Consider the following 17,851-nt stretch of genomic DNA (forward strand, 5'->3'; position numbering starts at 1 on the left):
ACTAAGTAAGAATTCGACAGCTAGATTGGAGTGATGATTTTGTTTCAAACGATCTTACATGCGGTTGTTTTGGGCTTTGGACTTATTTTACCGGTTGGGGTGCAAAATGTATTTGTGTTTAATCAAGGCGCCAGCCAGCGCACTTTCCTTGGGGCATTGCCCGTTATTCTCACAGCTTCCCTCTGTGATACCATCCTTATTCTCGCAGCGGTATTCGGGGTTTCCCTTATCGTGCTAACCTTTTCGTGGCTGCAAGCGGCATTGTATGGAATTGGCTGCGTCTTCCTGCTCTACATGGGCTGGGTGCTTTGGCGCAGTAAGCCGAGTACTGCTTCTTCTACCCAGCAAGCGGAGGAGGTGCGCCAGCCGAAAAAGCAAATTCTATTTGCGGCTTCCGTCTCCTTACTGAATCCTCACGCTATTTTAGATACGATTGGCGTTATTGGCACAAATTCATTGAACTATGCCAGCGGGGAAAAATGGGTGTTCATGATCAGCATCGTGTGCGTGTCTTGGCTGTGGTTTTTTGGATTAGCATTTGCAGGGCGGCTCATTGGTAAACATGATACAAGCGGGCGTTTTATTGCGAGATTAAATAAAGTGTCGGCTTGCATGATATGGGGCGTAGCCGTATATATGGGGTTGCAGTTCGTGTGAGATGCGGGGCAAAAAGATGATATGAGGGCACTTTAGTTGCTGGATGCTGATGGAATCAGCAGTTCGCTGGATGAAATCCAACGAACACTGCAAATTCACCACATAATGCGGTGGTTGATTGGATGAAATCCAATAGAGCTCGTGAAATTCACCTCAAATAGCGCTGAAATCAGCCCTCTCATTGGAATACGTCCAATGTAGAGTAGGATTTACGCTTTTTGAGGTTGCTTTCATTGGAATTTGTCCAATGAGATTATGAGGGGAGATGGAGTAGTTAGGGTTTATGAGAGTAGGAGAGTTGGAAGTAAGAGTGCAAGAGCGTAGGAGTAAAGGTGAGTAGACGTGTAGGAGTGCAGGAGTGGAGGAGTGCAGGAGCGCAGAGGTGTAGGAGTAAAGGTCAGTAGGCGTGTTGGGGCGCATAAGAGTAGGAGTAAAGGTCAGTAGCTGAATGAATTTTAACGAATGAGTAATGAGCCGTGCGTCTACTTCAAAAAACGGTGCAGCTTCACCTCCGCCCCGATGAACACATTAAAGCCCACTCCTCGTTGTATTTTATACAACATAAAGACGCTTTTTTCGCTGCAATCTCATCTTCATTGCACAAAATACAATCATTTGAACCCTAAATGACAAAGAAGTGCCCATTTCACGGGAAATGGTTGTATAAACTACAACATAGAGGAGTAAAAAGCCACAAAGACTCCCATTTGGTTGTACAAACTACAATATAGTACAGTGCGGCACCAAGGACCGTTGCCTAAATTCCGCTGCTTGACCACCTCACCTCCTCACTACTCTACTCTACTCTACTCATTCCCCTCTTCATACTGCGCCACTACGACTCTACTCACTCTACTACTCAACACTCTTCTTGCTACTCCACATATTCCGCTCCTCACTCTGCTCCACTACGGCTCTATTACTCTACTCTTCAACACTCCTATCACTACTCTACTTATTCCCGCGCTACAACTACTTTACTCACTCTACTCCTCAACCTGCTTCTCGCTACTCTACACATGCCTCTACTCACTCTGCGCCACTACGACTCTATTCACTCTACTCCTCAACACTCTTTTAGCTACTCTACTCATTACCATACTCTGCTCCACTTCGGCTCTATTCACTCTTCTCTTCAACACCCCTATCACTTCTCTACGCATTCCCCTCCTTACTCTGCTCCACTACGGCTCTACTCACTCTACTCCTCAACCCGCTTCTCGCTACACTTCTCACTCCCCACTCCACCTTATCTCTCCTCCACCCCCACACTCCTCACACCACTCCATAACTCCTCCCCTCCGTCCTTTCCACACCCCTAACCTAATCTCCTAAAAAAACTACAAAAAAACCTAAAAGCAATGGCGTACCAGCCCAAACGCCGGAACGCTATACTTAAGTCAACCCAAATGAAAGCACTTACAAAAATAAAAGAAGGGAGGTCGCTTGACGATGCGGTTACTTCGCAAAATAGCGCTTGGCATCGATACTTTCATCGAATCAGCCGCACTGATCGGCTTGCTCAGCATGATTATCATCGTGACTGTCCAGGTGATGACGCGCAAGCTGTTCGATTTCGTATTCTTCTGGTCCGAAGAAGTGACCATGCTGCTGCTCATTTGGTTCTCCTTCATGGGCATTGCAATTGGCTTTCGAGAAAAGCTTCATCTCGGCATTGATTCCTTCACGCATAAGCTTCCAGCATCCATCAACAAAGCACTGGATAAAGTGATCGAGTTAGTCATCCTCGCTTTCGGAATCTATCTGGTGTTCTATGGCTGGGATTTCACCGTCATGATGAATGAATCCGAACTGCCGGCCACAGGCCTGCCGAACAGCACACTCTATGTCATCATGCCGATCACCGGCGTTATGACTTGTGCATATGCGCTGCTGCAGTTGTTCGGGATCGAGACGAAGCGACATGTCAATCTTCAAGAAGGAGGCAACCATTAATGGATCCGACCATTGCCATACTTATTCTTTGCATCGTCTTCGTTGGTCTGATCATCCTGCGCTTTCCGATCTCGCTAGCTTTAGCCGGTTCATCGCTGCTTACTCTGCTTTATTTGAAAGTGCCGCTGGCTACCGTTGGCCAGACGATGATTCAAGGGATGAATTCCTATTCGCTTCTGACCATCCCGTTCTTCATCCTGGCCGGCCAAATCATGAGCGAAGGCCAGATGGCCTTGCGCCTCATCAATCTGGCTCAAGTTCTCGTAGGTGGTATTCGCGGGGGCCTGGCCATGGTCAACTGCGTTGCCTGCATGTTCTTCGGGAACATTTCCGGCTCTGCCATTGCGGATGTTTCCTCGATCGGCTCCGTCATGATTCCCATGATGAAGAAAAAAGGCTACGACACCGACTATGCCGTAGGTGTCACCGTTTCCGCCGCCATCCAAGGCGTCGTCGTTCCGCCAAGCCACAATCTCGTGCTGTATTCTTTGGCAGCTGGAGGAGGGATCTCGATTGCTTCGCTTTTTCTCGCGGGCATCGTTCCCGGCTTGATTCTATGCGTATCGCTTATGATTACAAGCTATTTCATTGCCATTAAACGCGGCTATACCAAAAGCGAAGCCGTTCCCCTGCGGGACATTCCCAAAATTGTGCGCGACGGTCTGCTTTCACTTTTAACAGCGGTCATCATTCTTGGCGGTATTTTCACCGGCTGGTTCACGGCTACAGAAAGCGGCGCGCTTGCGTGTTTGTACGCTTTTATCCTCACCTTTTTCGTATACCGGGATATTCCGATCAGCCGCATGTGGGTCATCCTGAAACGCACGTTCCGAACTGTCGCGATGGTGCTTTTCCTTATTGCCGCTTCCGCTACCTTCAGTTATGTGCTCGCCTTCCTCAAAGTTCCCGGCATGCTGACGGATTGGATGCTTGGCATTACCGACAGTCCCATTATCATTCTGCTGATCATCAACGTGTTGCTGCTCTTGCTTGGCGCACCTATGGATATGGCTCCGCTCATCCTGATCATGACGCCGATTCTGCTGCCTGTCGTCACCGCGCTTGGGATGGACCCTGTTCACTTCGGCATCATTATGATGTTAAACTTAGGCATCGGATTGCTGACGCCTCCTGTTGGAACCGTTTTATTCGTCGGCTCCGCCATCGGCAATATCTCCATTTCGGAAGGCACCAAAGCCATGATGCCCTTCTTCTATGTCATGTGCGTCGTTCTCATGATTCTGACTTATATCCCGGGCCTTGTGATGTGGCTGCCAAATCTTATGAAATGACCAACTAAATTTATGAAAAAGGGGCTCACCACTATGAAAATGAAAAAATCATACATAACCGCACTTAGCACGATGCTCGGTGCAAGTCTATTGCTAGTCGCTTGCGGCGGGGGAAGCACTCCGACAACCAGCAGCTCGACAGCGGCACCTGGAGCAGCCAGCCCTGCAGCAATCAAGAAAGCTGACGGTCCTAAGCTGACTTTTCGTTTGGCTGAAACACATCCCGCCGACTATCCGACAACACTTGGCGATAAAAAATTCGCCGAACTCGTAAATCAAGCCTCCGATGGCCGCATCAAAATCGACGTCTTCCCAGCTTCCCAGCTCGGTGAAGAGAAAGCCGTTATCGAACAGGTGCAATTGGGTGCGATTGAGTTCACCCGCGTCAGCACCGGAGCGCTTGGCGGCTTCAACAAACAATATGAAGTGTTCAGTTTGCCTTATATTTTCGACAATGACAATCACCAATGGAAGTTTCTTGAGAGTGAACAAGGCACAAAGCTGCTGGACAGTTTGGAATCCTCGCGTATGAAAGGTCTTGCTTACTACAGCTCAGGAGCGCGTCACTTCTACTCCAAGAAGCCGATTAAAAGTATTGCGGATCTGAAAGGACTTAAAATTCGCGTGATTCAAAACAAAGTGAACATCGATCTCATGAATGCACTCGGAGCGAATGCAACACCTATGCCGTACGGAGATGTGTTCAACGCCCTGCAAACAGGTGTTATCGATGCAGCAGAAAACAACTATCCGAGCTACTTCTCGTCCAATCATTTTCAACAGGCGAAAAATCTCATTCTTGACCAACATCAACGTGTGCCGGAAGTGCTTTTAATCTCCAAAGTAGCTTGGGATAAACTGAGCAATGACGATAAGGCGCTGATCAAAAAAGCAGCCCTCGAATCCGTCAAGACACAAAAAGCCGAATGGGATAAATTCGAAAAAGACTCCGAGGCCAAAGTCAAAGCGGCTGGGGTCACGATCACCGATGTCTCTGACCTCAAGCCATGGCAGGACGCAGTAAAACCAGTTATAGAGAAGTACCGCGCAGAGTACAAAGAAACGTTGGAAGCTATTGAAAAGGCGAGAAAGTAATGAAAAACCAAAAGGAACCTGAGATCAGCTCAGGTTCCTTTTGGCTCTTGCAGCTTCCCTCCACTTTTCCGATATTCCAGTGGAGTGCTCCCCGTCAGCTTTTTAAACGTATTGCTAAAATAGGCAATATCGCCATACCCCAGCCTTTCGGCGATTTCAGATACGCGCAGAGCGGTTTTGATAAGCAGCCGCTTCGCCTCTTCCATTCTCATGAGGATGACATAGTCAACAAACTTGCCGCCCGTTTGCTGCTTAAACAACTGACTTAAGTAGCTGGGATTCAGATGAACCAAAGCTGCCGCATCGGTTAACGTAATATCCTTCGCTAAATTAGCAGCTACAAACTGCTGTACTTGCTCGATGACTGACATTTCGGCGGTTTCGAGCGAACCGTTCATGCTTCCCTCCGCCTCTTTTAACATCGCTCTGCTTTGTATCCATCGCTCCAAACAATCCGCCATCGCCTCCGTTTCCACCGGCTTCAGCAAGTAATCTTTGACGCCATAGCGAATCGCTTTCTGAGCGAATTGAAAATCGTCATAACCGCTCACAAGTACCAGATTGGCTGTCATCGCCGCCATCTGCTCAGCCAAACCGATGCCGTCCATAATCGGCATTTTCACATCCGAAATAACCAGATCCGCCGCATGCTTCTGCACCGCATCCAAAGCTTCAAGGCCGTTGGCGCATTCCTGCACAATCGTAACGGGAAGCTTCGTTTGTTCCACAGCCTTGCGCAGCACAACCCGAACCCATTTTTCATCGTCGGCGAGAATGATTTTATACATAGTCTCTACGCCCCTTCCCGCAGCCCAAGTCCAATCGGCAATTTCAAGCTAACAGTCGTTCCTGTGCCTGCACGGCTTTCCAGCTCTAATCCGTAAGCTTCTCCGAATAAATAGGCAATGCGCCGATGCACATTCACGATTCCTATTTGTGAAACGGCTGCCACCATGTCCTTTTGCAGCAAATCGAGCTGTAAAGCACGCAGCCTTTCTGCCGGAATCCCCATCCCGGTATCTTGGATCTCGATGACGAATTGCTGCTCATCCAGCTTTTTAGCGGAAATAGTAATATGAACCTGACGGTCGCTCGTCTCGATGCCGTGGATCACGCAATTTTCCACTAAGGGCTGCAGCGCAAACTTCGCAATCAACTGATTTTCCGCCCAATGCGGGATTTGAAACTCGTAACTAAGCTTCTCTTCAAAACGGTACTGCTGTATCCGCAAATACATCTCACAAATGTGAATCTCCTGCTGCACAGAGCTCGTTGCACCCGCATGATTCAAATTGTAGCGCAGCAGCCTCGCCAAGGAGGCAACTAGCACCGAAATGTCGGTCATATCTTTTTCCAGCGCCATCCCCCGCACCGTCTCCAAAGCATTCATAAGAAAGTGAGGATTAACTTGGGATTGGAGCACCTTAAGCTCGGTTTCCTTCTGGCGAAGCTGAAGATCCTTTTCCCGCAGCTGGGAGTAATAAATCTCGTCGAGCAAGATTTGCAGCTTTTCCACCATTTTATTAAAATCGTTCGTCAGCTGCCCGATCTCATCTTTCGATTCGATATCCACCCGAGCTTGAAAATCTCCTTCTTTTACCCGTTTCATAAAATATTGCAGAGCCCGCACCGGCCGAACGATGCTTGTCGCGAAGCCGATCCCGATTAAATAAGCGATGACAAGTGTCGCAGCTACCGTCCACCAAATGGTTTGCCGGATATATTGTGTTCCGTGCGTCAACTCGTGTTCAGGGATGGTCGTTACCAGACGCCAATTCAAATAAGTCGACCGGCTAAACGTATAAAAAGGCTTATCGCCGGTTAACGCCTGATAGGAGCCGCTCTCCTGCTGCAAAATATAATCCAGCTGATCCCACGCCGCCAAATGGCCAATATCCGCATACTCCGGGGAATAAATATACCGACCGTTCGGGTCTAGAATGGATAAATATCCTGTCCTGCCAATCGTAACACGTTCGGCAATTTCTTGAATGCGTTTAAAATTTACTTCCATAATGAGCGTGGCCACGGGTTCCAATGTATTGGGACTGACCAACCGCTTTACAATGGAGAGGACCGGCACATCCTCCAGCTCATAGCGCTCCGAAGGCGGACGGATAATGAGCATAATGTCGCTGTTGGACGGCACACTGGCAAACCATGGCTCCTCGATAAGTTGCAGGGCCGGTGTCACATTTTTATCCATACTCGTATCGAGCACCGTTTGATTTTCCATAATAAGCATGATCCGGGAAATGTCCGAGCGGGAGTAGGCCGTATCTTTCAGAAGCTGCATCATCGGCTCGCGAATGCCCGAATCCCTTACTTCCTGCTCACTCGTCATACGAAGAAACTGCTGCATCGAGGGATGATTTTGCATCCGTATAGAGTCGATTTCGAAATCCCGAATGTAATATTCGATGTGCAGCTTCACTTGCTCAATGATTTGTTCGTTGCTTAAACTCGCTTCTTCGCGCAGCACTTCCGACGACTTCTGATACGAAATGAGCCCGACGATAACCAGCGGAATAACGACCAACATAGCGGAATATACAAGCAGTTTGACGGTCAACGGTCGATCGCGTAAGAACAGACTTCGATAAAACCACGTCCAAGCCCGGCGGCTTTTTCTACTCATAAATGCCTCCTCCCGTACATCGATGTAAACGCATTCATATCGTTAAGAAAGAAAACCAGTTGCAAGAGCAACTGGTTAACGTTTCACAAGATCTTCACGAATCGGTGTAAATACATCCAGCAAAGCAGATGCTTCCAAAGCTGTTACGCCATGCTGCGCCCCGCTAGGTATGTAAACCGTTTGCCCTTGTTCGATGACCGTCACAACACCATCTATCGTAAACTCAATTTTGCCTTTTAGGCAATAGGACATTTGTTCATGCACGTGGCTGTGCTGATATCCTACGGCTCCTGGCTCAAAGTGAACCTCCATCATCATTAGCCCGACTTCAGCTTTCAAAATGCAGCGTTTCACGCCCGGCTCAGCCGGTTCCCATACGCCAATATTCGACATCTAACTTTCCCCTCTCCCATTTGAACGATCCTAGAAAAATAAAAAAGGGCCGCAAGCGGCCCTTCACTTACAAAATTAATTATAACCCAAAAGAACCAAAATGAACATACTTGAAAATAAACGAACATTACGTTTCCTATTAGGATGAAACAGCCGCACGGTCTTTCCCTTTGTCTGCTTCGCCCGCATTTTTGTTAGCGGCTTCCCGGTCCTGCTTCATTTCTTCCACCGTTTTCACTTTCAAGCGCGCTGCGCCTTCATAGTCACGGGTAGGAATGAGATTGCCTGCGGCAAGGCGGTTTTTAGCCTCTTCAATGGCAGTTCCGTACTGAGGCAGCCACTTCTCCTGGGCAACCAGCATCTCATCCACCATTTGCCAGATTTCTTTCGGATTGCAGACAGCCCCAACAAGAGGATCCATCATGAACGCTTGACGAAGCAATTTATCGTCCCCATGTACAGCCGCTTCCACAGCAAGACGCTGCACAGAAATACTGACATTGCATACAGCAGCAGGTCCTAATGGCAGATTTCCTACATGCGGCATCGAAATCCCGTTGCCATCCACATAACCCGGTGCTTCAATGATGGCATCGTTTGGCAGATTTGAAATGACGCCGTTATTCACCAGGTTGAAATGCCCGCGATACACACGGCCGGTTTCAAGTCCCTCGATGATATAGGAACCATGCTCTTCACTGCGCTTTTCTGCCGTGTAAACCATTGCCTTATCCTTCATCCAGTTCGGGAAATCCGTCTCAAACCAGTTCCGTCCTTCCGTACATACGCGCAGGTAACCGCCCGTTTCACCGTTAATCCAGCTCCCCAGATCGATCCAATCCTGGATTTCACTAGCGCGTTTCCGGTACCAGGGCACATACTCGCTAAGATGCCCGTTGGATTCTGTGCTGTAGTAGCCAAAGCGACGAAGCATGTCGATGCGCACTTTCTCCGTGCGAGCATATTCCGGATGATTCTCGAACGCTTCCAGCAGACCTTGCGTCAGATCCTTGCCTTGGTGGCGGGCCTGTATATACCAAGTTTGATGATTAATTCCTGCACAGATAATATCGACTTCTTCTTTCTTCAAACCATATACATCAGCAATTTGACGATGGCCGTGCTGCACGCCGTGACATAACCCGATCGTCCGTACGCCGCCGTACGTATTGCAAGCCCATGTCAGCATCGCCATCGGATTCGCATAATTTAACAGCAGCACATCCGGCGAAGCTACATCGCGAATGTCTCCGCAAATACGCAGCATTTCTGAGATCCCGCGCTGGCCGTACATAATGCCTCCGGCGCATAACGTATCCCCGACACACTGGTCAACGCCATATTTAAGCGGGATATCTACATCCGTTGCAAAAGCCTCCAGACCCCCGACGCGAATCGTACATAAGACATATTTGGCGTCTTTCAAGGCTTCCCTGCGATCCGTGCTTGCTTGAATTTTAATGTTCAGACCATTCTCCACAATATCCCTTTGGCACAGCTCAGTCACCATATCCAAATTATGTTGGTTAATGTCAGTAAAAGCGACCTGAATATCTTTAAACTCAGGAACTGATAATAAATCCCTTAGTAATCCGCGTGTAAAACCAATACTTCCTGCTCCAATAAAAGCCACTTTAAATGACATGTTTATCGCCCTCTCTATCGTGTTCTCTACCTTTCACATTGTATCAAGCACGAAAGAGAAACCGTTATCAAATTTCTAACTTCCTCGTCTCACTTTTGTCAAAAATCCTCACTTCTTTCGGATAGTTTCGTTTCTCCGCATACATGGATTTACGAAAATCGGTGGGGGTCAGACCCGTATAATCTTTGAAAAGCATATGAAAATACTGCCGGCTTCCAACACCGATGTACTCACAAATATCGGAAATCGGCACATCGGTTTCGAGGAGCAGCATCTTGGCTTTTTCCATCCGAATGCCCGTTAAATAAGCCATTAAGGTCTGTCCAGTCAGGGATTTGAAAATTCGCTGCAAATACCCTGGATGCAAATTAACAGCCCCGGCAATATCCTTCACTTGAATATCACGGTCATAGTTCTGATGCAAATACTCCATCGAAATCTTGACATATCTTTCACTCTGCGCCTCACCGCTATTAACCGTTTCACGCCAAAGCCGTGCAATACGAATCAGCAGTTGTGTGATCAGGAGCTGGACCATCAAGTCGCTTTTATTCGCTGCTTTATCCAGCTCAAGCACCAAGCTTTTCATAATATGGTAGACTTCATCCCCATCCCGCAGCACCAAATAGGGAGCTTCTGATGCCAATAAGGCGATCAGCAGATCATCTTCGGCAGCCAATTGCTGAATCGAGGGGAATATCCCTTTATTCGGAGTAAAACGGAATTCTACATTCAGCATTCTGCATGGATTAGCTGCATCGACGAGCAAACGATGGGAGACGTTGGCATTTATAATGATAAACTCGCCTTTTTTGAGCGCGACCTTCTCGGTATGTGCCAGCTGAGATTGAATCTCGATTTCGCAAAACCCTTGAATCGTATACATAATTTCCGTGGCATCATGACGGTGAAAGGGCATTTCAAAGCCTTGCCATTGTTTAAAATAGTACGCCATCACATGCGGGTGACCGTTCGATTCCATTAAGAGCGCTGGAAATAACGATTCGTTATCAGGCATAAACGTCATCTTTCCCTTCCACCAAGCGTTGTCTTTCCTATCGTCATTGTAACCCCCTATTCATAAAAAGAAAATCGTCAGGCAGCCAATTGCGTACAACCTTGATAAGGCCTTCCTCGACCAAATAAAAATGGGACAATCCTGCTAATTATTGAATTGAATAAAAATACGTATATGTGTATAATTATTCATTATTTCTTATTTTTTTATAAAGGATGTGTCTATGTGAACAAGGAAAATTCATGCACAGATGAATTATTGGCTGAGGCGAATACCTCCATTCTATTCGTTGCAAACCGACCTCAGGTCGTTATGGAACGTGGCGAAGGGATGTATCTGTGGGATACGAACGAGAAAAAATATTTGGATTTTATAGGAGGGTGGGCGGTTACCAGCTTAGGCCATTCTCCAAAAGTCATCAGCGATGCGCTGCTGGAGCAGTCAAGCAAGCTTGTTAATGCCAGTCCTGGCTTTTTTAATAAGCCGATGGTTGAATTTGCCCGCCTGCTGACAGGATTAACGGGATTGGAGCGCGTATTTTTTGGCAGCACAGGTGCAGAAGCAAATGAGAGTGCAATTAAACTTGCTCGTAAATATGGTACTGTCCGCAAAAATGGCGCTTACGAAATTATTACAGCGAAGCGAAGCTTCCACGGGCGTTCGTTGGCGACTACGGCAGCAACAGGAAAAGCCGGCTGGGAGCACATGTTTGCTCCGCAACTGCCCGGCTTTGTGAAAGTGCCTTTTAATGATATTGAAGCCATGAAGCAAGCGATTACTCCCCATACCTGTGCCATATTCGTTGAGCTCATCCAAGGCGAAGGCGGTGTTTATGAAGCTGATCCCGCTTACATCCAAGCTCTTCGCACCCTATGCGATGAGCAGGGGATTTTGCTCATGTTCGATGAAGTACAAACCGGAATTGGCCGGACTGGAACCATGTTTGCCTACGAACATTACGGTGTAATGCCCGATGTGCTTACACTTGCCAAAGGGATCGGCGGCGGATTTCCGTTATCGGCTATGCTTACGAAAGAAGCGTATAACCTTTTTGAAGCAGGCGATCAAGGCGGCACCTATACCGGACAACCGCTTGCTATGGCCGTGGGCCTTGCTGTCGTAGGCGAAGTGCTTCAGCGCAAGCTTCCACAGCAAGCTGCTGAACAAGGAGCTTATTTGTTGCAAAAGCTGCATGCTATTAAGGAGCAATATGGCGTGACCGATATCCGCGGCAAAGGATTATTGCTAGCCTTTGATCTTCCAGAGCCGCGCGGTGCCGAACTGGCAGCCGCTTGCCTGCATGCCGGCTTGCTGATTAACTCGTCTGGTCCGAGTACCATCCGGTTGATGCCCGCTTTGATTGTGTCGAAAGCGGAAATCGACGAGATGATGACTCTTTTGTGCAGCGTGATGGATCAAATTTTTGTTAGCCCAGCTGTACGGTGATTACCGCTGGAACAAAACCGGAAAATAGTCGTTCACAAAAAGCTGCCCCTGCTGCGGACGCGGCCCCAACAGCCGGATATTGTCATGCCGCTGAACGCCTGCTCGATAGCTTGTGCCTCCCGGCATCAAGTGGGCTACGATTGACATACGAGGCATCATCGTTGTATTCGCACCGGACCCATGGAACGTAAGTCCGTGATGAAAACTGGCCTGCCCTGCCTTCAAAATGCAGGGCTCTTCCACCCAGTCGCGGCCAGCCGCGTATTTGTCCCTGAGCTCTTCCATGTTGGGATTGAAGAACGTGTCGCTATCTGGAATCAGTCCCCATTTGTGCGAACCGACGATTGTCTTCATCCCGCCATTTGTCAGATCCGTGTCCTGAAGCGCAATCCAGACAGTCACCATGTTGGGATTGCTGGAACACTGCCAATAGCCATAATCTTGGTGCCAACCCACATTGCCTACCGCCGTCACTTTGTCACCGACACCCGGTTTATAGATGACCTGATCATGCCACAGTCGAACTTCATCTGTTTGCAGCAAATCTGCCGTCAGCTCCCCGATCAACGGATCCGTGACTGTGCGGCGAACCTCGTCATTAATCCACCAGCCGTTGTCCAGCTTGCGGAGGGCGTCCGGATTGGAAGTTGGCCGATAATGGTTCATCGGCAGCCCGTCCCCATCATAATCACCGCTCCAAATGCGTTCGTGCGCCTCACGAAGTCGTTCAATCTGGCCATCATCCAGCAGTTTCGGTGAAATCCAATAGCCATCCCGATCGAAAACTTCCTTATCCTGCGTTGTAATTTTGTAAGTTCTTTCTGCTTGCATGGTCATTGTAACAGCCTCCTTCTTCGTCTTGCTTTCATCATACGGGTTCTGCCGGTTATTGACGTTCATAGACCTGCTGAGTAGTATGAGAAACATAGAAGATAAATAAGAACATGTTCGAAAAAGGAGGTTTTCTTTTGGCTGCCAAACAAAGTCCCCGCTGGACCTATGACGTCGCTTTACAAGAATCGATTCCTGATGTTCCGGAGTTGATTCTTTTCGGCTTCGATGAAATCAAATCGGCGCTTCCCCTTTCCTATCATCAGCATGACGGCTATGAATTTGTGTTAGTAGAACGGGGAAAAGCAAGCTGGGAGCTGGATGGGCAAGTCTATGAGACCAAAGCAGGCGATGTCTTTCACACTTGCCCTGGCGAGCTGCATCGCGGTGGTTTCAACGTCATAGAACCGAGCCGGTTTTGGTGGTTCATCGTCACACCTCCCCGGACGGAAGAGTGGCTCCGACTCCCATTGGGAGAAAGCGAGTGCATCGCTAACGCTTTGCAGATGCTCCCGCGAGTTCGCCATATCGGCCTGCAAGCCATTCAAGGCTTCAGGCAGCTAGGCGACGCAATAAACAGCTACAGCCCGATGCGTTCAACCGCCGTACGTCAGGCGGTTATGGGGCTGCTGCTTGCCATCGTACAGCCGAATGAGCGTATGTTTTCGCTTGCGGACGATCTAACCAGTCAATTCGACCTGCTGCTTCGCCGCATTGAGGATGAGCCTGATTGGCGGCCGGATGTTGAAGAATTGGCCGGCATGGTCCGTGTCAGTCCCTCCCACTTCTTTCGGACTTTTCAGGCGTATACGGGACTGCCCCCAATGAGTTATATCGAACGGATGCGCATCAAAAAAGCTTGCAGCTTGCTCTCGGAGAGCACCGCTACCATTACTGAGATCGCAAATAAGCTTGGATACGCCTCTTCCCAGCATTTCGCCACTGTGTTTAAGCGCATCATTGGGATGACGCCTGTGCAGTGGCGGATGTCCCGATGAGGATGATGATATCGCGAACAGGGCTAAGGTGGCTGAGCCAGCCTTAGCGGAGCTACAGGCCGCTATTTCCCAGAAAAGCGGCGATAGTGCTGGTGCAGGAACTACAGGGCGCTATTTCACAGTTTTAGGCGGATTTTCCGCCAAATACTGTAAAATAGCGGACCCTAGTACCCCCTCCTTATATAAAAGGCGTATTTCGCAGAAATAGCGCCCTGTAGTTCCGTTCAGCGGCCAGCCCCAGCCTCCCCATAGCGAACACAACGAAAAGAACGAAGCAGCAACCTGCTTCGTTCTTTTGCTTAATCCCGCTCGTTAGTCGAGAAGGCGCTTTTGATATTGTCCATAATTTCCTCGACCGCGTCACTGACCAAATCGGTTGGCGTCGTGCTTTCTTCCTCTGGCTTGGTCGGGATCGTATCGTTGCAGACGTGGTCGAAATAATGACTTTTATCCATAGACATAACCTCCTGTAGGGTTGTTTTTTCCTTAATCTTGCTCCATTATTCACTTCGATGGAACGATTTGTAACCTCCTCCGAAAACACTTGCTTAATCTGGCTGATTGGAGTAAATTAAACCTATATGAACCCATATCAACACAAATAAACCAAACCAAGGAGCGATTATCACATGGATATCCGTTACGCATCACACCCGAATGAAGTTAAACAATTTGACACAGAGCGGTTGCAATCCGAGTTTCAAATCAACGCTTTGTTTGTTCCTAACGAGATTAAACTAGTTTACTCCCACGTTGACCGTTTTATCATTGGCGGCGTTCTTCCGATTACAGGTTCCCTGCAGCTGCAAGCTGATAAGAAAGAAATGGCGGCTGATTATTTCTTGGAGCGTCGCGAAATCGGTATCATTAACGTTGGCGGCCGCGGGACGATTACGGTTGACGGTACCGTTTACAACATGGATTCCAAAGATTGCATCTACATCGGACTAGGCTCCAAAGACATTACTTTTGCCAGCGAAAATGCAGCTGATCCTGCTAAATATTACTTCAACTCAACGCCTGCTCACAAAACATACCCAACTGTAAAAGCAGCAATTAGCGAAGCGACTCCAGCTCATCTGGGCAGCATCAATACATCCAATGAACGTACGATCTACAAATATATCCACTTGGATGGCATTCAAAGCTGTCAACTGGTTATGGGGATGACCCTTCTGAAACCAGGTAACATGTGGAACACAATGCCTTCACACACACATAACCGCCGTTCCGAAGTTTACTTCTACTTCGACATGCCGGAAGATGCAGTTGTTTTCCACATGATGGGCGAGCCGCAACAAACGCGTCACGTAGTTATGCGCAATGAGCAAGCGATCATTTCCCCAAGCTGGTCCATTCACAGTGGCGTAGGCACTAATAACTATACATTCATCTGGGGCATGGCCGGCGAAAATCAAATGTTCGACGATATGGACGCCGTGGCTATGAAAGATTTAAAATAATCGGTAATCTCTCTTTTGGAAAGTGATGATCATCGATGAACCCTTTACGCAGATATGAAACTATCATGGAAATACTCCTGGCACAGAAAGAAGTAACGGTCAACGAACTTAGTGAACGACTGGACGTAACAGGTAAAACAATTCGCGAAGACTTGGCCAAGCTGGAGGAAAAAGGGCTGCTCGTCCGCATTCATGGCGGCGCTATGCTCGCTCAAAGCGATCAGCTTGGCATTCTTTCGGCGAAAGAGCCGATCGTCAAGCATGCCGATCAAAAATCGGAAATCGCGACGATCGCCCTTCGCTACATTCAGCCTCGAGACATCATTGCCCTCGACGGCGGCAGCACTACTCTTGAGATTGCTAGGCGGCTGGACAATCAGCCGCTTACTGTCGTGACCAATGATTTATACATTATTTCCGAGCTTGTTCATAAGGAAGAAATCCGGCTTGTTGTTCCTGGCGGGTACCGAACGCGGAATATGCTTGCCGGTCCTGAAGCTGTTGCCTATGTGAGCTCGCTGAACATTCAGAAATCGTTCATTTCTGCGACCGGCGTTCATCTGCAGCACGGCTTTACGATTTATACGAGCGATCACGCGGACTACAAACGTGCATTGATTGCATCCAGCGCAGCAGTCTATGGTGTTGCCGATCACTACAAGTTCGGCCAATGCGCCCTGCGCACTTTTGCCTCTTTGTCAGAGGTTGCCCTGATTATCACTGACAGTAATCTGCCCGCAGAAACGGCCAAGCAATACCGTGATGCCGGCATCCAAATCGTCACTCATTAGTGAAAAGGAGTATGTTTCATGACACTTTTTAACTTAGCAGGAAAAACAGCTTTCGTAACCGGAGCTTCCGGCGGTCTGGGACAAGCAATGGCCATCGGGCTTGCTGAAGCAGGCGCTAACATTATTGCTGTCTCTTCTTCCGAAAGCGTACAAACCGTTGAAGCGATTCGCGCATTAGGCGGTAAAGCGGAGCTGATCGCAGCTGATTTAAGCAACGAAGACATTCTTGAGGATGTCGTGAACCGAGCTGTCGGCATTTATGGCGGCATCGATATTCTTGTGAACAACGCGGGAATCATTCGTCGTACACCGGCTGTTGACCACTCCCGTGAAGATTGGCACGATGTCATCGACCTGAACTTGAACTCCGCTTTCTTCCTGTGCCAGCTGATCGGCCGTCACATGATCGAGCGCGGCAGCGGGAAAATCGTCAACATTGCTTCTATGCTGACTTACCAAGGCGGCATTAACGTGCCTGGCTACACAGCTAGTAAACATGCGATTGCAGGTGTTACGAAAGCATTAGCGAACGAATGGGCTGGCAAAGGCATTCAAGTCAATGCCATCGCACCTGGTTATATGACAACAAACAATACTGCGCCAATCCTGAAAGATGAGAAGCGCACACAATCAATTACAGAGCGTATCCCGGCTGGCCGTTGGGGCTCACCTGAAGATCTCAAAGGACCTGTCGTTTTCTTGTCCTCTAACGCTTCGGATTATATGAACGGACACGTATTATGCGTGGACGGCGGATGGATGGCGAGATAGATGGGCCTCGGGACGCTAGCTCACACTGTCGGTCATCTTCCACTGAATCAATTAACAGAGAAACTGCGCGGACGAGGCGTTGACTTCGTGCAGTTGGCTCTAAGCAAAGCCATCAGCGATATCGACACAAGTTTGGGCAAGCTCAGCCCTGGACTTGCCAATCATATTGGCGAACAGTTCCAGCGCGCTGGCATCAATATCGGCGTACTCGGTTGCTACATCAATCCGATTCATCCAGATCCGCAGCAGCGTCGCCATGAGATCAACAGATTCAAGGAGCATCTGCGTTATGCCAGAGATCTCGGAACGTCCATCGTAGCAACGGAAACGGCGGATTTGACGACTTATCTCACGCAGGATCCTGAGCGTTATGAAGCCATCGGTTGGGAACTGCTTAAACAAACCGTTGAGGAATTAGCGGAAGAAGCGGAGCGTTGGGGTGTTCATATCGGTCTTGAGCCCGTATTCACGCACACATTATCCAGTACGGAGAAAATGGTGCGTATTCTGGAAGAAGTCCCATCGAGCAATTTAGGGGTGGTCTTTGATCCCGTAAATTTGCTTCCTCCAACGGCCATTCAGGCACAAGAGGCATTCCTGGATGAAGCATTTGCAGCTTTCGGTGATCGCATTGTTCTGGCACATCTGAAGGATGTTATCGTACAAGACGGTAGTCTGAAATCTGTCCGTTCGGGCGAAGGCATTTTCCAAACCAAATCATTTCTGGAAAAGCTTCATCGTGCAAAGCCGGGCGTTGATATTTCATTAGAGCAGCTTACCGATGAAACGATGAACGAAGCTTTCCATTATGTTAGAAGTCTTATGCCTTAAAACCAAAAAACCTATTCAGATCTTCA

General features: G+C 48.5%; 17 protein-coding genes. 10 read left to right on the plus strand and 7 right to left on the minus strand.

The window, feature by feature from the left end:
- The first annotated feature begins 39 nt into the window (after window positions 1-39).
- The 4 genes from RQP52_RS14345 (at window position 40) to RQP52_RS14360 (ending at window position 5,000) form a co-directional block, all read left to right on the plus strand.
- A complete protein-coding gene (locus tag RQP52_RS14345; RefSeq protein ID WP_315952346.1) occupies window positions 40-657 on the plus strand; it encodes a LysE/ArgO family amino acid transporter in 618 nt (205 codons plus the stop codon).
- A gap of 1,452 nt (window positions 658-2,109) precedes the next feature.
- Window positions 2,110-2,613 carry a TRAP transporter small permease gene (locus RQP52_RS14350; RefSeq protein ID WP_127449977.1) on the plus strand — a complete coding sequence of 168 codons (504 nt, stop codon included), beginning with the start codon at window positions 2,110-2,112 and terminating at the stop codon, window positions 2,611-2,613.
- The gene (locus RQP52_RS14355) at window positions 2,613-3,905 is read left to right on the plus strand and encodes a TRAP transporter large permease (RefSeq protein ID WP_315952348.1); all 1,293 of its coding nucleotides are present in this window, start codon (window positions 2,613-2,615) and stop codon (window positions 3,903-3,905) included. The genes RQP52_RS14350 and RQP52_RS14355 overlap by 1 nt, the downstream gene beginning before the upstream one ends.
- A gap of 33 nt (window positions 3,906-3,938) precedes the next feature.
- Window positions 3,939-5,000: a TRAP transporter substrate-binding protein gene (locus RQP52_RS14360; protein WP_315952349.1), complete on the plus strand. Its 1,062-nt coding sequence runs from the start codon at window positions 3,939-3,941 to the stop codon at window positions 4,998-5,000.
- Window positions 5,001-5,029: 29 nt separating this feature from the next.
- Here RQP52_RS14360 and RQP52_RS14365 read toward each other — a convergent pair whose 3' ends face one another.
- From RQP52_RS14365 to RQP52_RS14385, 5 genes are all read right to left on the minus strand, one after another.
- Window positions 5,030-5,788, minus strand: a complete 759-nt coding sequence (locus RQP52_RS14365) for a response regulator transcription factor (protein ID WP_315952350.1) — start codon at window positions 5,786-5,788, stop codon at window positions 5,030-5,032.
- A 5-nt stretch (window positions 5,789-5,793) separates the two neighbouring features.
- The gene (locus RQP52_RS14370) at window positions 5,794-7,638 is read right to left on the minus strand and encodes a sensor histidine kinase (protein WP_315952351.1); all 1,845 of its coding nucleotides are present in this window, start codon (window positions 7,636-7,638) and stop codon (window positions 5,794-5,796) included.
- 75 nt (window positions 7,639-7,713) lie between these two features.
- Window positions 7,714-8,031, minus strand: a complete 318-nt coding sequence (locus tag RQP52_RS14375) for a cupin domain-containing protein (RefSeq protein ID WP_145657127.1) — start codon at window positions 8,029-8,031, stop codon at window positions 7,714-7,716.
- Window positions 8,032-8,170: 139 nt separating this feature from the next.
- A complete protein-coding gene (gene melA / locus RQP52_RS14380) occupies window positions 8,171-9,676 on the minus strand; it encodes an alpha-glucosidase/alpha-galactosidase (RefSeq protein WP_315952353.1) in 1,506 nt (501 codons plus the stop codon).
- 67 nt (window positions 9,677-9,743) lie between these two features.
- Window positions 9,744-10,703, minus strand: coding sequence for an AraC family transcriptional regulator (locus RQP52_RS14385; RefSeq protein WP_379173214.1), 960 nt, complete (start codon window positions 10,701-10,703; stop codon window positions 9,744-9,746).
- Between the two features lie 216 nt (window positions 10,704-10,919).
- Here RQP52_RS14385 and RQP52_RS14390 point away from each other — a divergent pair, with 216 nt between their 5' ends.
- The gene (locus tag RQP52_RS14390; RefSeq protein WP_315952355.1) at window positions 10,920-12,140 is read left to right on the plus strand and encodes an aspartate aminotransferase family protein; all 1,221 of its coding nucleotides are present in this window, start codon (window positions 10,920-10,922) and stop codon (window positions 12,138-12,140) included.
- Here RQP52_RS14390 and RQP52_RS14395 read toward each other — a convergent pair whose 3' ends face one another.
- Window positions 12,141-12,977: a phytanoyl-CoA dioxygenase family protein gene (locus RQP52_RS14395; protein ID WP_315952357.1), complete on the minus strand. Its 837-nt coding sequence runs from the start codon at window positions 12,975-12,977 to the stop codon at window positions 12,141-12,143.
- A gap of 131 nt (window positions 12,978-13,108) precedes the next feature.
- On the opposite strand from RQP52_RS14395, the gene RQP52_RS14400 reads away from it, so the two are divergent.
- The gene (locus RQP52_RS14400; RefSeq protein ID WP_315952358.1) at window positions 13,109-13,969 is read left to right on the plus strand and encodes an AraC family transcriptional regulator; all 861 of its coding nucleotides are present in this window, start codon (window positions 13,109-13,111) and stop codon (window positions 13,967-13,969) included.
- Between the two features lie 299 nt (window positions 13,970-14,268).
- On the opposite strand, the gene RQP52_RS14405 is transcribed toward RQP52_RS14400, so the two are convergent.
- A complete protein-coding gene (locus tag RQP52_RS14405) occupies window positions 14,269-14,424 on the minus strand; it encodes a hypothetical protein (RefSeq protein ID WP_315952360.1) in 156 nt (51 codons plus the stop codon).
- A gap of 174 nt (window positions 14,425-14,598) precedes the next feature.
- Between RQP52_RS14405 and kduI the strand changes: the two genes are divergently transcribed.
- The 4 genes from kduI to RQP52_RS14425 are packed head-to-tail and all read left to right on the plus strand — an operon-like array spanning window position 14,599 to window position 17,825.
- Entirely contained in the window at window positions 14,599-15,432 is an 834-nt protein-coding gene (kduI, locus tag RQP52_RS14410; protein ID WP_127449997.1) for a 5-dehydro-4-deoxy-D-glucuronate isomerase, read from the plus strand.
- A gap of 35 nt (window positions 15,433-15,467) precedes the next feature.
- Complete coding sequence (locus tag RQP52_RS14415; protein WP_315952363.1) at window positions 15,468-16,223, plus strand: DeoR/GlpR family DNA-binding transcription regulator; 756 nt, start codon at window positions 15,468-15,470, stop codon at window positions 16,221-16,223.
- An 18-nt stretch (window positions 16,224-16,241) separates the two neighbouring features.
- Entirely contained in the window at window positions 16,242-16,994 is a 753-nt protein-coding gene (gene kduD / locus RQP52_RS14420; protein ID WP_315952364.1) for a 2-dehydro-3-deoxy-D-gluconate 5-dehydrogenase KduD, read from the plus strand.
- Window positions 16,995-17,825, plus strand: a complete 831-nt coding sequence (locus tag RQP52_RS14425) for a sugar phosphate isomerase/epimerase family protein (protein WP_315952366.1) — start codon at window positions 16,995-16,997, stop codon at window positions 17,823-17,825.
- Window positions 17,826-17,851 lie beyond the last annotated feature (26 nt).

It is taken from the genome of Paenibacillus violae, assembly GCF_032461945.1.
Lineage (GTDB): Bacteria > Bacillota > Bacilli > Paenibacillales > NBRC-103111 > Paenibacillus_E > Paenibacillus_E violae.